11 protein-coding genes are annotated in these 14,152 nt (G+C 49.7%); 1 reads left to right on the forward strand and 10 read right to left on the reverse strand.

Features of this window, described 5'->3' with window-relative positions; translation table 11 throughout:
- Positions 1–176: 176 nt before the first annotated feature.
- The 5 genes from L4D19_RS11160 to L4D19_RS11180 form a co-directional block, all read right to left on the reverse strand.
- Complete coding sequence (locus L4D19_RS11160) at positions 177–785, reverse strand: alpha-ketoglutarate-dependent dioxygenase AlkB family protein (protein WP_428452530.1); 609 nt, start codon at positions 783–785, stop codon at positions 177–179.
- Between the two features lie 46 nt (positions 786–831).
- Positions 832–1,965: a bifunctional 2-methylcitrate synthase/citrate synthase gene (gene prpC, locus L4D19_RS11165; RefSeq protein WP_075765063.1), complete on the reverse strand. Its 1,134-nt coding sequence runs from the start codon at positions 1,963–1,965 to the stop codon at positions 832–834.
- A gap of 109 nt (positions 1,966–2,074) precedes the next feature.
- Positions 2,075–3,145 carry an endonuclease/exonuclease/phosphatase family protein gene (locus L4D19_RS11170; protein WP_428452650.1) on the reverse strand — a complete coding sequence of 357 codons (1,071 nt, stop codon included), beginning with the start codon at positions 3,143–3,145 and terminating at the stop codon, positions 2,075–2,077.
- A 213-nt stretch (positions 3,146–3,358) separates the two neighbouring features.
- The gene (locus L4D19_RS11175; protein ID WP_160650070.1) at positions 3,359–3,844 is read right to left on the reverse strand and encodes a hypothetical protein; all 486 of its coding nucleotides are present in this window, start codon (positions 3,842–3,844) and stop codon (positions 3,359–3,361) included.
- Positions 3,845–4,059: 215 nt separating this feature from the next.
- Complete coding sequence (locus L4D19_RS11180; RefSeq protein ID WP_428452531.1) at positions 4,060–4,569, reverse strand: O-acetyl-ADP-ribose deacetylase; 510 nt, start codon at positions 4,567–4,569, stop codon at positions 4,060–4,062.
- Positions 4,570–4,720: 151 nt separating this feature from the next.
- On the opposite strand from L4D19_RS11180, the gene mobB reads away from it, so the two are divergent.
- A complete protein-coding gene (gene mobB / locus L4D19_RS11185) occupies positions 4,721–5,236 on the forward strand; it encodes a molybdopterin-guanine dinucleotide biosynthesis protein B (protein ID WP_428452532.1) in 516 nt (171 codons plus the stop codon).
- Positions 5,237–5,429: 193 nt separating this feature from the next.
- On the opposite strand, the gene L4D19_RS11190 is transcribed toward mobB, so the two are convergent.
- The 5 genes from L4D19_RS11190 to ygfM form a co-directional block, all read right to left on the reverse strand.
- Positions 5,430–6,812, reverse strand: a complete 1,383-nt coding sequence (locus L4D19_RS11190) for an NCS2 family permease (protein ID WP_075765071.1) — start codon at positions 6,810–6,812, stop codon at positions 5,430–5,432.
- A gap of 163 nt (positions 6,813–6,975) precedes the next feature.
- Positions 6,976–8,292: a guanine deaminase gene (gene guaD, locus L4D19_RS11195; RefSeq protein WP_239411703.1), complete on the reverse strand. Its 1,317-nt coding sequence runs from the start codon at positions 8,290–8,292 to the stop codon at positions 6,976–6,978.
- Between the two features lie 156 nt (positions 8,293–8,448).
- Positions 8,449–9,864: a nucleobase:cation symporter-2 family protein gene (locus tag L4D19_RS11200; RefSeq protein WP_428452533.1), complete on the reverse strand. Its 1,416-nt coding sequence runs from the start codon at positions 9,862–9,864 to the stop codon at positions 8,449–8,451.
- Positions 9,865–10,176: 312 nt separating this feature from the next.
- Entirely contained in the window at positions 10,177–13,053 is a 2,877-nt protein-coding gene (locus L4D19_RS11205; protein WP_428452534.1) for a molybdopterin-dependent oxidoreductase Mo/Fe-S-binding subunit, read from the reverse strand.
- A 2-nt stretch (positions 13,054–13,055) separates the two neighbouring features.
- On the reverse strand, positions 13,056–13,850 hold the full coding sequence (gene ygfM / locus L4D19_RS11210; protein ID WP_160650080.1) for a molybdopterin-dependent oxidoreductase FAD-binding subunit: 795 nt from the start codon (positions 13,848–13,850) through the stop codon (positions 13,056–13,058).
- Positions 13,851–14,152 lie beyond the last annotated feature (302 nt).

A 14,152-nucleotide genomic window follows, 5' to 3' on the forward strand; every position in this document is an offset into this window, starting at 1 on the left:
TGCAATATCAGGCAGCTGATATAACAGATGCCCAATATTGAAGTATCCATGTAATGTGCATGCTAAATGCACAAAAACGCTACCAGACGACCTTAATGGCTAAGTCAGCGGAAGGTCAAACATAAGCGTATTGCGAACCCAAACGGTGTGATCGAGCTAAACAACCTGAGAAATTGTTACCAAATTGTTCGATAGGTCAGATTTATGCGGGGGCTTTTAAAGCGCTGGGTTTTGGGTACGGAGTGAGACCAGAACTGCTGGGTTGTTCCCGCCATGACCAACAAGGAGCCTGACTGAAGGTTAAATTCGACTTTCTGCTTGCTGGCCAGGTGCTTTAAAACAAATCGCCTTTCTTCCCCCAGACTGACTGAGGCAATAGTAGGCTGAGGGCCAAGTTCTGGCTCGTTATCCTGGTGCCAGCCCATATAGTCCTGACCGTTTCGATACAAGTTAGCCAATACCGAATTGAACCTGCTTTCGCATACCTGTTCGCAGGCAGACTTAATGGCCAGTAACTCAGGCGTCCACGGTGCCGGATACATGGTCAGCCCCGAGTAGGAGTAAACGGCTTCGCCACACCATGCCTGAAGCCTTGGCTGCAACACCTCACGGCCGAACATTGTGATGGTTTCCTGCTGCCAGTTCAGCCCTACCGACAACCGGTGAAAATAATCATCGGCATCAGTTGCAGACAGGAAGTTCGGTGCCCAGAACAACTTACCATCCGGTATGTCCAGCCACTCACCAGAGACAGCAGGCGCTGAAAACAGATCCAGATTTTCCATTACGTCAGTTCCTTATTCATCTATCCCTGCAGAGCACTCCTAATGCTCAGTGGCGCTGTTCTATTGGCAACCAATCTTGATGGTCGGGACCAATATAATCGGCACTCGGCCTGATTATCCGGTTATGCGCCCGCTGCTCAAACACATGGGCCGCCCAACCAGTCACCCGGCTCATAACAAAGATGGGGGTAAACAACCGGGTAGGAATCCCCATAAAATGGTATGCCGTGGCATGGAAGAAGTCGGCATTAGCGAACAGGGCTTTCTCGCGCTTCATTACGTCTTCAACCCGCACCGAGATATCATACAGTACCGCATCATCGGCTTGTGCGGCCAGTTTCTCCGACCACGCTTTGATCAGCGCATTTCTCGGGTCCGACTCTCGATAAATCGCATGACCAAAGCCCATGATTTTCTCTTTGTTGGCCAGCATAGCCAGAATGCCAGCCTCTGCTTCATCAGGTGATTGCCAGCGCTCTATCATTTCCATCGCCGCTTCATTGGCCCCTCCATGCAACGGTCCTCGCAATGTGCCAATGGCTGCTGTTATGCAGGAGTAGAGATCGGTAAGTGTCGATGCGCAAACCCGAGCGGAAAATGTCGAGGCATTGAACTCATGCTCAGCGTAAAGAATTAACGAGCAGTGCATCACCTGACGATGCAGCTCTGACGGTTCTTCACCAGTGATCATCTTGAGGAAATACCCGCCAATACTGTCCTGCTCACAATAGGTCTCAATCCTCACCCCATGATGACTATAGCGATACCAATAACAGATAATGGCTGGCAACAAGGCAAGCAAACGATCCGCCCTGTCATACTCTTCGTCAAAGTCATGTTCCTGTTCAAGGTTACCCAGCATCGAACACCCGGTTCGCAGTACATCCATAGGGTGAGCATCAGCAGGGATCTGCTCGAGAACCGCTTTCAACGCCATTGGTAATCCGCGATAGGAAACAAGCTTGCTCTTATAAGCGGCCAGTTCTGTTCTGGTCGGCAGCTTTCCTTTTAGCAGGAGATATGCAACCTCTTCAAACTCGGCATGCGCTGCCAAGTCTGAAATATCATAACCGCGATAGGTTAGCCCCGTGCCGGTTTTGCCCACAGTACACAGAGCCGTTGAACCCGCGCTTTGTCCTCGCAACCCTTCACCGCCTAGTGCTTTTTGTGTACCCGGCATAATATGACTCCTTGATCGTCAGTGGCTATCCCCAAACTAAAGATAGGTGAGAACAATCAGTTCAACCACTTGGGGAAATATCAGACCGGGCTTACAAATCATTTCGTGGCTAGGTATTTAGCGCAATATCGACCCAGACTAGTCGATGATCCGAGCCAGCCTGTGGACGATCCCTGCCTCTCTCATCACTGATCAAGTAGCGCATCGGATCCTTCTTGTCCGGCCAGAATACACCTGACTGCGATACCTTCAGGTTGGAAGACGGCAGAACATAGTCCAGCCTTAAACCTGAAATATGCGTCCACTCAGTCGCTCGTCCCTTGCGTTGCTGCCAGGGAAGCGCAAATCGTCCTCCCACACTTTTGGGTGTCATCTTACCGGCACTGACCATGCGGTTGACTCGGGGATGAAGCAGAAGGTTGCGAATGGCCGATTTCATCCCGTCACCATCGGCCATGTCAGCATTCAGGTCACCCAGCACGACAAACGGGTCCGTTTTCTCCAGGCCTCCTCCCCTTCCCTTGTCGTCGCAAAGATAATCCGCATTGTCGATAATATCTGTCACCAGCTTCAGCTCATCATGATTGCGGCGCGCATTGCGTTTCTCATCGCCATCAAATACCGGTGGTGTCGGGTGACAGCACAACAAATTGATCCGTTGCCCCGCAACATTTACGGGGACGATGACATGGTTTTTCGAGGACAGGCGCAATACCTGCTCGGCTTGCTCACTGTAATAGCTCTCTGGCATCACTTTTTCGGGAAGGTCGCGCCAGAGCATTTCCTGCCAACAGCGGATCGCCTCCTCTTCAATAGGAAAGCGAGACAATAAGACAAAACCGAAATGGCCATGGTGCTCACCAAAGCCCAAGCCATCGCCCGGAAGGGTCAGCTCCCCGTCGCCATCAAGATCATACGGGCTCATCAGGCCGGTATTTGTCGGCGGACAATAACGGTACGGATAGTCGATAGGTTGCTGCTGGTGCTGTGAACTCTCAAGATAATAACGACAGAAGTTTGCAAGGCTGCCGTCATCACCGCCATCTCCGGGGTGATCAAACTCGCACAGCATCAACACATCCGGTCGCGTATGTTGAATAATCGCAGCAAGTTTTGACAACCTGGTATTCGATTTTGAGGCCGTCTGTTCGAGGATTTGCCCGGGGGCTGGCGCCGACATTGAAATATTGAACACAGCAACCCGCAACACATGCGGTAATGACGATAATTCTGAGTCTGAGGAATGTTCAGAGCTATGTATAGAGCGTGGTTGAAACACTAAATCGGACAACAAAAGGTACTCGACAAAAACACAAATAAGCGGAAATTATACAGATTTGCCCGCAAGCTTGATAATTTCCGCTCTGTTAAAGTCGATTGTTTCAAGATTAATTCAGCTCATCAATTGGGTGATCGCCAACCTGATTTGCTGCGCGTCATGCATGGCCCGGTGCTTCACGGGTCCCTGCTCTTCCAACGCCAGCTGAAAACGCGCTCGCTCAATGCCATTTTCCTGCATCAACCAATGACCAATTTCCGTCAGCATAAAGGATGGCCTCATGTGCGCTGCATGATAGAGACGACCTAGCCAAAATAGGTCCCACTGGCTATCACAAAAGACATATTCATATTGACCGAGAACAGCATTAAGGTGCTGACACACTTCAACTACCTGCCGCCCTTCAAGATGCAGTTCCTGCCTGGAAATTCGGTGAATTTCATGTTCGGCAAAGTCGTCCCAGTATTGCCAAACATCGCTTGCCGTTAGCGGATTAATCAACAAGCTATTGCCACTACCATCTGGTAAGGAATACCCAACCTCTATCGGGTAAGACTGATCGGATAACCCAGACGCCTCAAAATCCAACGTTGCCCACATTGCACTCTCCCTGATGCTTATTCTGACCATCTTCGTAATACAGAACGGCGACTTCCTGTCGAAATTACGCTGAATCACGAAACACTATAGATTTAGCGCACTGATTACTTCATTTTGATAATTACCGATGTAAACGCGCTACACAATAAATGTAGCCTGAATCTGTCTCCTAAGGGTAAAAAAGTCTCCTTCACTCACTATTGATACAAGCATACTCAGTGATGATTTAACAGCATTTGATAAGTCTGTAAATCGTCGGTAGCAAAACAAGCAAAGTAGACCTGAACAATATTGTCATCGTTAGCCACTTCTTCTTGCACCGTCATAACCGCAATTTCAGCCGCACGTTGCTTGGGAAAATGATACACCCCGGTACTGATGCAGGGAAAAGCTATACTTTTGGCCTCAACCTGACGAGCCAGTGACATTGCATTTCGGTAGCAACTCGCCAACAACTGTTCCTCATTCTGACTGCCGTCGTGCCATACCGGACCAACGGTATGAATGATATATTTTGCCGGTAGGCGGTAGCCTTTCGTTAGCTTGGCTTCGCCGGTCTTGCAACCACCCAGCGTCCGGCATTCGGCCAGCAGCTCAGTCCCGGCAGCACGATGAATAGCACCGTCGACACCTCCGCCCCCCAACAGCGAATTGTTTGCTGCATTGACGATAGCATCCACATTTAGAGTTGTAATATCTATTAGAATTGCTGAGAGTTGGGCCATAACCATTCCTATCATTTTCCAAACACATTACTTTCTGAACACATGCTCGTACGCTGCTCCCCCAGATTTTGACACTTTATCCTGCTTGCATCATGACGTGGGGTGTAATTTCAATTAGGATCAGGGCAAACAGACTTACTCGAAGTATTCCATGACTCCAATTATAGGTTTTGCCGGTTACAGCGGCTCAGGAAAAACAACACTACTGGAACAACTTATTCCGTTGCTGAAGCAGCAAGGCTTGCGAATTGGCCTGGTCAAACACAGCCACCACAGTATCGACCCAGATACTCCGGGAAAAGACAGTTATCGCCTGCGCCATGCTGGCTGCGCCCAGACACTCATGGCGACAAAAGAGAGGCATATGCTGTATTTCGAGTATCCGGAGCCTGACCGCGAGGAACCACAGCTCCAGGCTTGCCTGCAACAACTCGATCACAGCCAGTTGGATCTTGTACTGGTTGAAGGTTTCCGCGACGAAGCCTTTACCAAAATAGAGATTCATCGCCCAAGTTACGGCAAGCCGCTGCTGCACCCTAACGACGACAATATTATCGCCTTTGCCACCGACGGCGACTGCCCTGACGGGTGTACCCTGCCCCAACTCGATCTGAATCGTCCACAAGACGTCGCCAAGTTTGTTATTGCCTGGCTAAAAGAGCAGTAAAGATAGCTAATATTCACGGCCAATAGTCGTCTATTCCACACACTAAAAAAGCGAGAGCCAACAGGCTCTCGCTTTTTATATTGAGCAAACATCATAACCTTTCAAACAAAGCTATGGTGCGAAACGGCTATGATGTACAAAGAAAGCTCCTCCCCCTTTATTAAGGGGGAGGCTGGGAGGGGGGTAGCAATACTTAGATCGCCCAGCCACCTGCGTAGAACGCAACCAGAACCACAGCAATTACAACGGTACCCACGTTCAGACGCTTGTATTCACCTGAAATAACACGGCCAATCACCAATGAGCTGAAGCCAAGCATAATACCAGTAACAATGTTACCCGTTAGCACGATAAACACAGCACACATCAAGCCAGACAATGCATCGACAGAGTCGGCCATATCCAACTTGCTGACATTGCTCATCATTAGCAGACCCACATACATCAGTGCTGGTGCTGTCGCATAAGCAGGCACAAGGTAGCTAACAGGGGATAGGAAAAGCATCAACAAGAACAAACCGCCGACAACTGTTGCAGTCAGACCTGTCTTACCACCAGCAGCCGTACCTGCAGCTGACTCAATGTAAACTGCTGCAGGCGCACCGCCCACAAAGCCGGCAAAAATACTGCTGACTGAGTCCGCTGTCAGGGCCTTGCCACCGTTAATGATCTGGCCGTCTTTATCAAGCAGGTTAGCCTGACCAGCTACCGCACGAATCGTACCGGTCGCATCAAAGATTGCTGTCATAACCAGTGCCAAAACGCTTGGGATAACAATCGGGCTAAGCGCACCCATGATATCCAGGCTACCTAGCAGTGATTCACCTTCAGCACCAAATGATGGCATGGCGAACAAGCCCTGGTATGTTACGTTCGGATCAAAAATCAAACCAAAAATAGAAATCGCAATGATAACCAGCAGGATACCGCCCGGTACGCGGCGCTTCTCAAGACCGAAGATAGCCGCCAAGCCAATGATGGACATCAACACAGGCAAAGAGGTAAATGAACCCAGTGTCACCGGTAGACCTGCATGCGGGTTTTTCACAACCAGACCAACGCCGTTAGCGGCGATGAGCAATAGGAACAGGCCGATACCGATACCGGTACCATGGGCAATACCAAATGGCAGGTTAGTGAGTATCCACTGACGCACGCCAGTAACTGTGATAGCGGTGAACAGGACACCCATCAGGAATACGGCACCCAGCGCAACAGGAATACTGATCCCCTGCCCCAGCACCAAACTAAATGCGGTGAAAGCGGTCAGCGAGATGGCACAACCAATCGCCATTGGCAATTTGGCCCAAAGCCCCATCAACAACGAACCGAATGCCGCTACCAGACAGGTTGCGACAAATACCGCTCCCTGATTAAAACCTGCAGCCCCTAGCATACTCGGCACAACAATAACCGAGTACACCATCGCGAGGAAGGTTGTTAAACCTGCAACCATTTCCTGCCTAACGGTACTGCCGCGTGCCGAGATGTGAAAATAACCGTCTAATCCGCCTTGTGGTTTTGTTTCTGTTGCAATATTGGCGGGATCACTTTGAATTGTACTATTTTCAGACATGGTGATAGTTCCTTGTTTGTCATTGAGAGTAAAGAGCGCGCTGTACCTCGATCAATGAGACGTGCCCTTTACTGCCCAGAAAGTGTGTTGAGCTTCCTCTCAACGAAGATTTAATTACCTCTAAACTTCTATATTTTTTGAATCTTTTTTCTTAAGCAATATATCAGCCGCGCTCGTATACCAAACGGCCATCAACATAGGTTCGATAAATGCTGCGATCATCACCCAGCGTCATCAGCATGAACAATTTCTCAGCCAGATCTTTCGAGCTGTCATAGCGAAGCTGCTGCAGCGGGGTGGCACACGGGTCGATAATGACGAAATCGGCCTCTTTGCCCACTTCGAAGTTACCGATCAAATGATCCAGTGACAGCGATTTCGCGGCACCCAGTGTCGCCAGGTAGAAGGCTTCAAATGCAGATAAGCGATGCTGCTGGAGCTGCATGACCTTGTAGGCTTCATTTAGCGTCTGCATCATATTGAACGTTGTACCGGCACCGATATCGGTTCCCATACCCACTTTGATGTTGCGCTTCCAGGCTTCCTGCAACTTGAACAGGCCGCTGCCAAGGTAGAGGTTGGATGTCGGGCAGAATGCGATTGCCGAGTCCGTATCATGGAGGCAATCCCACTCTTTGTCTTCCAGGTGAATACAGTGGGCAAACACACTCTTGGAGCCCGTCAGGCCATGGTGATGATAAACGTCAAGATAGCCATCCTGCTCCGGATACAGCTCTTTCACCCACTCAATTTCATTCTTGTTTTCACACAGGTGAGTATGAACATAGGTATCTGGATACTCTTCCTTCAGCTTGCCCGCCATAGCCAATTGCTCTGGTGTTGAAGTCGGCGCAAAACGAGGAGTGATCGCATACAGCAAACGGCCGCGCTTGTGCCATTTTTCAATCAGTTCCTTGGTTTGGTTGTAACCGACTTCCGGCGTATCAAGTAGATAGTCCGGAGCATTGCGGTCCATCATTACCTTGCCGGCAATCATCCGCATATTGATTTTTTCAGCTTCTTCAAACAAGGCATCCACTGACTCGGGATGAACAGTGCCGAATACCAACGCGGTAGTGGTACCGTTACGCAGTAGCTGCTTGATAAAGAAAGTCGACATTTCCCGCGAGTAGTCTTTGTCCTTGTAACGGGCCTCGGTCGGGAAGGTGTAATTGTTCAGCCACTCAAGCAGCTGTTCCCCGTAGGCACCCACCATTTCAGCCTGTGGGTAGTGAATATGGGTATCAATGAATCCCGGCATCACCAGTTTGCCCGGATAACTGCGAATGCGTACCGATGCAGGGACCAAGTCCTTACCCTCTTCCCAGGGTCCGACCCATTCAATACGGCCATTGTCAACCAGCATCAAACCATCTTCGATAAAGCGGACATTCTTTTCGATATCTTCCGGCTTATCGACCACATGGGCAATATCCATAATTGATGCACGAATTGCCTTGATAGATTGGGTATATTCCATAATTACCTCATTAATGTCTTTGTACGCCCACCTGCTGTTAACTCATGAAATCAGTAGGGTGATCCCATCAACAAGCTACGTACTGACCTTTTATAAATCTGTTGTGTAGAGTTTTTTAGTATTCTATTTTTCAGAAAACCTATCGGCTCTTACGTATTAATTTCGCTCCATCTCTGCCTGCTGGCGAGCAAGGTTTTCTTCCTCTTCAAGCGCGCGATTACAGGCTTCGCACTCTTTGATTTGCTCTTCGAGTGCCTCGCGTTTTTCCTGGGCACTTTCCGCTTCGTCAGCCCGGTTGATACCCAGTGCAATGTTAAGTCCCAGCGCAACCAGAGAACCGGTTGTAATGCCTGAGCCTAAAATGACCCTCATTGAATCAGGCAGATAGGTAAGAATTTCAGGACGAACAGTCACCGCCATACCGGAGGCAACACCCACGGCAATAATCAGCATGTTTCGTTTGGTAAAGTTAATCCGGGAAAGAATGCCGATCCCCGCCGAAATGATCATCGCAAACATAACCAGCCCCGCCCCGCCAAGCACTGGCGAAGGAATGGTCACCACGATACCACCCAGTTTAGGGAACATACCGGCGAGCAACATGATAACACCGGTTACAGCCACCACGTGACGGCTGGCGACACCTGTTATAGAAACAATGCCGACATTCTGGCTAAAGGAGGAAAAAGGCGTCGCTCCGAATACCGATGCTAATGCGCTTCCGACACCGTCACACAAGATCCCCTTCGACAGTTTCTTACCCGTTAGCTTGGTATGTGTTGCGTCACTCAGGGCCAGGAAGTCACCGGTTGATTCCATAATGGTAACCAGATAGGCAATCGACATCCCGATAATACCACTGACAGTAAAGCTCAGCCCGAACGGCATCACTTCCGGCAAAGCGAAAAATGCTGCGTTGTGTACAGGTGAAAAGTCGACAATGCCCATGAAGATGGCCGTCAGATACCCGACTGCCATTCCAATTACAATTGCGGCTGCCGAAATAATGCCTTTGCCAACCTGTGACAACACAATGACGACCACCAGCACCAATAGACCGAGCATCAAGTTACTGACCTGGCCGTATCCCTCCTGGCCGACAAAACCACCGGCAAACCAGTCTACCGATACCGGCAAGATAGTCAGACCAATCAAAACGACGACAGTTCCAGAGACAACTGGCGGAAATAATTTGCGGATCTGCGGCATAAACCGGCTACCGATAATCATTACCAGCGATCCCACCAATGAGGCACCAAAGATTCCGGAGACACCGGCATCCAGGCCGATAGAAATTGATATCGCAACAAAGGTAAAGCTGGTACCCATCACGACAGGCAGGCGGATCCCAACAGGGCCAACGCCTTTACACTGAATAATGGTTACCACCCCTGAGACCATCAGGGCAGCATTCACCAGAATAACCATTTGATCGGTAGGCAGCCCGATCGCACTTCCCACCACCAGAGGGACAGCGATAATCGCCCCCATAGCAGCAAGCATATGTTGCAGAGCTAGTAAGATTGCGGCTCCGACAGGAGGCTTGTCTTCAACGTTATAAAAGAGTTTCATTTCAATACCATCCGTTTCTTCACACTTCCCTGGATAGATGTCAGCTTTAAAGCTTCTCTTGTGCCTGTTCAGTCAGACAGCATCCGTAGAAAGATTGGACGAGTATGGAATCGATAACCTAGCCAGAAATTCCCCAAGGGTCTCTCACCCGGCTAATCGCCAAGTGTTGCCTTACCCCAATACACCGTGACTAAAGCCATGTTTAGTCAACACCGGCCAAGCTATGACAGCTCACTCGTAATTAATATCAATTGATATATAAAAAAAGCGGTTATTTCCCATCCCCTGAAAATTAACCGCTTTTCGAATTACTTAGAGCTTATTAAGACCTCGCAGCACCTTCTCTGGTGTGAAGTTCCACTCTCGGATCCACACACCGCAGGCATCATGAATCGCGGTTGCGATAGCCGGAGAGGCACCATTTACGCCAATTTCTGAAATTGACTTGGCACCATATGGACCAACTGGGTCATCGCTTGGCACCAGCGCCGCACGGAAGTCCCGAGGAATATCCCCAATCTTCGGAGCACCATAGCTCTTCAGATCCGTATTGAGCGGTATGCCGTTCTCGTCGTACATCAGCTCTTCACTCATACTGTGGCCGATGGCACGCATGCTCGCACCGTAAATCTGACCCAGAGCCAAATCAGGGTTAATTGGCGTACCACAGTCCAGCAGGGCGTGGAACTTGTTGAGTTTGATCTCACCGGTACGGGTGTTGACCGCCACTTCGGCAAAGTTCGCACCATACGGGAAGGCAAAATCAGAGGTAATGAAGCTGCCACTGGTCAATAACTGTCCCCAGCCCTTGCCTCCTTCAGCCTGGTGCGCAATCTCACCGAAAGTCACCTGCTTGCCATCTTTCGCTTCAACCGTAGCAGGGAAGACAAGTTTGACATCGGCAACCTCGGCACCCAGCATCTCAGCCCCGCACATCAGGATGCGCTCACGCATGGCCTCGGCAGCTTTCTTCGCAGCATTACCAGAGAAACAAGTTCCGGAAGAGGCATAAGCACCTTTATCAAACGGGCAGTGGTCGGTATCACCCGAGATAACAGTCACTTCTTCCAGTGGCATCTTCAGTGTTTCGGCCGCAATTTTGCCTACCACCAGATCCAGGCCGGTACCGATATCTGCACCACCAGAGTGGACAATCAAGGTACCATCTGAAGCCAGCTTGGCTTTACAGTTGGCCTGGTCGATATCAGGGATCCCTGATTTCTGCTGAATAATTGCCACACCGCGGCCTACTGTCCAGTCGCCGCCCAAGTCTTCTTTCGGAGTATCCCAACCGAATTCTTCACGGCCCTGGCGCAGTACTTCGTCAAGCGCACAAGACAGTACGCGAGGTGGTTCGGCAGGCAAGTCACCCTCACCGACTGCACCTTTGATTTTCAGCGGATCACCTTCATGGACACGGTTCTTCTCGATGATTTCAAGCAGATCCATATCGATTTCTTCGGCCAGCTCCGCCAGCATCATAGTCAGTGCAAACACCCCTTTCGGTGCGCCATAACCCTGGTAGGCACCGGTCGGACAGATGTTTGAGTAATAGGTGGTAACCTTAAAGCGCACATTATCAATCGGATAAAGCGGCAACGACAGAGCAGGACCATTAGAAGGTACTGTCAAGGCATGGTTACCGTAAGGACCGGTATTAGCCTGGAAGTCCATGTCGATAGCCGTCAGGGTACCGTCTTTCTTGACACCCACCCTCAGGTTCACCTTGGCAACATGGCGGGTTGAACAGGCAATGAACTCTTCTTCACGGGTATAGTGAAGATATACCGGACGTCCGGTTGTAAAGGCTGCAAACGCAGTAAGGTCTTCAACCAAGATATCCTGCTTGGAACCAAATCCGCCACCGACACGTTCTTTAACGACATGTACCCGGTTTTGTTTGACACCCAGAATCTTAGCCACCTGACGGCGAACGTGGAACGGTACCTGTGTCGAGGCATGCATGACAAGACGGTTGCCATCCATATAGGCATAACAAATATGGGTTTCCGTTGGTGTCTGCTGGGCCTGTTTCGATTCGTAAGTACGCTCGAGGATCACATCGGCATCCGCAAAGCCCTGGTCAATATCACCGATTTGGCCATTAACCGACGCGGCAATATTCTTACGAGGCTCACAACCGATCGGGAAGTTGACAATCAACTTGCCTTCACGCGGATCGGCTGATTTGTTCTGCTCGTCCAAATCAGCCGGTGCACCAGCCAGATACTCAATCGGCTCGTTGTGGATGATCGGTGCATCCGGTGCCTGAGCTTCATCAATACTCATTACCGGCTTAAGCACTTCGTATTCGACATCAATCAGCTTCAGCGCAGCTTCGGCAATTTCTACGCTCTCGGCAACCACAGCAGCAACGCGGTCACCCACATGGCGTAATTTCTGACAGAACATACGACGATCTAGCGGTGACGGCTCAGGACCTGTCTGACCACCCGGGGTATAAGGAATATCGGGGCAGTTTTCATGAGTGATGACATGAACAACACCTTCCAGCGCTTCAGCCTTGCTGACATCCAGGTGCTTGATCCAGGCATGAGGGTGCGGGCTGCGCAATACCTTAAGTACACAGGCATCTGCAGGAATACGGTCTTCGACATAACAAGGCTTGGCCTGAACCATTTTCACAGAGTCATCTTTCGGACTGACCTTACCCACTACATCCAGCTCATCACAGAACTCCGGAGCAACCTCTTCGTTGTAGTCAGGGGTGTTTTTACGCTTTGCTGCCAGCTCCACGACTTGGTAAAACTGTTGATAACCGGCATCTCGGCTAAATAGGCCAGAGAGCGCATCGTCAATCTCTTCACGCGTCGGCTCGGCAATACGCTCAAGTAGCTCAGTGATGATCAAAGCAGCTGCAGGATCGTTATAACCTGACTGCACCACACCCACATCGATCATCGCCTGCTGGACAACACCCAGCTTGTTGTGCGTGCTGAGTGATTCTGCGGTGCGAACTTCGGTACCTTCCAACTGGGCGGCAATCAATAGCGAGGCATTAACCAACTCGCCATTTATCAAAATGACATCCGAGCCGGCAAAACCAAAGCCATCATCACTGTTACGTACAGAATGAAGGCCCATACCGTGAAGTAACTTCTGAACATTTTCACCAGGCTGGCACTGAAGTTCCTGAGAACGGCCGTTGAGAGTAAATGTAATTGTCATGGTTATGCCTCCTCAGCCAGATGCTGACACTCAGCCAGTAAATCTGTTACAACAACGCCGGCAATATAGCGCTTATATTCAACACTACCGATAATATTGGCCACAGGGTGAACGGCATCGGCTACGGCCTGCTCTAACAATTCACCTTTTAAATCCTGCTTTTCAATGTCGCGCAAACGAATAGGTCTCGCTGCACCATTACGCGTTGGTGACACGCCATCAAGAGCGATAATTTTGTTCCCTTCCTTATCGATAGATACAGCGGCAGTCACAACGGCCAAACCCGCCGCAGAGCGTACGATGTTGTATCCGATGCAGGTGAGGTTCACATCAGGGATGATCACTTTGGCAATTAAATCGCGCTCATCGGCTGCAATATAGTCTTCAACCTCGCTTTCACGACCATCGGCAAGCACAACACGCGCTTTAAGCGCCATCAAACTTGGAACCAATAATGCTTCAGGCTGGAAGGCTGCAATCTCACCACCCAGAGTGGCCTGGTTGCGCACGTGACGTGAATAAATAAATGCCGCAGCCTGCTTCAGAGCAACTGGCACCAGCTCACTGTCAATCAGGTTCTGAATACGGCACATCGCACCGATATGCAGGGCTTCACCGTGTTGTTCAATTTTGTCGAAGGCCAGGTTATCAAGCGAAATCGCTACCGTTTTTTCGGTTTTGCTCGGGGCGGCATTTAGCTTGGAACCACCGGCAAACCAGGTTGCAGCGCCTGCATGTTGCTGCATTAAGTCGAGTGCTTGGGCAGTAGAGTCCGGTCTCAAGTAGTGTTCAATCATTTTTCTTACCTTTTTAGAATTCTACTTATCTATAAATTCATGCTCTCTTTAGAATCAGAGGTAATGAAGATTTTTTAATATTCTTAAGCACTAAAAAGGCAACTATTGAGCCAAACTTGGCAGTCACTTTAATAAGAGATGAGTTTCGTGAGCACGGTCAGAAATCGGACCCGAAATGAGATCTGCATCATCATTCATTTTCATATTCACTCTGGGGATGAACACTTATTTAACATGCTAAATAAGATTGCTTCTCAGTCCGTTAAAATTATCTATCAAAATAATATTTTTACTATCAATTT

Source organism: Photobacterium kasasachensis, from assembly GCF_050336885.1.
Lineage (GTDB): Bacteria > Pseudomonadota > Gammaproteobacteria > Enterobacterales > Vibrionaceae > Photobacterium > Photobacterium kasasachensis.